This is a genomic window from Roseateles sp. P5_E1 (assembly GCF_054049335.1).
In genome coordinates this window covers 1-511 of record NZ_JBFUMN010000507.1, presented here as the reverse complement: position 1 = coordinate 511, position 511 = coordinate 1, and the positions used below count along the sequence as shown (strand labels likewise).

At 70.3% G+C, this 511-nt stretch carries 1 protein-coding gene; it reads left to right on the top strand.

All coding sequences use genetic code 11. The features are described 5' to 3' along the window. Positions 1-511 (top strand): pyridoxal-phosphate dependent enzyme (locus ACXJKJ_RS32350; protein WP_457395858.1); only part of this gene is annotated, 511 nt, incomplete at both ends.

The following is a 511-nucleotide window of genomic DNA, read 5'->3' as shown; positions in this document are numbered from 1 at the left end:
TGGTGATCGTGCCGATCGGCGGCGGCGGCCTGGCATCGGGCGTCGCGCTGGCGGTGAAATCGCAGGGCGTGCGTATCGTCGGCGCACAGGTCGAAGGTGTCGATTCGATGGCACGCGCGATCCGCGGCGATCTGCGCGAGATTACGCCGGTGGCGACCCTGGCTGACGGCGTGAAGGTCAAGATTCCCGGCTTCCTGACCCGCAAGCTGTGCAGCGCACTGCTGGACGATGTGGTGATCGTGCGCGAAGCCGAGCTGCGCGAGACCCTGGTGCGACTGGCACTGGAAGAACACGTCATCGCCGAAGGCGCCGGCGCATTGGCCCTGGCCGCCGGTCGTCGCGTCGCCGGCAAGCGCAAGTGCGCGGTGGTGTCCGGCGGCAACATCGACGCGATGGTGCTGGCCCAGCTGCTGGCCGACATCCGCCCGCGCCCCCCGCGCAAACCCCGCCGCCGCGCCAGCGAGCGCATGCGACCACCGCTACCGACCGTGCTCGCGACCCTCCCGAATAC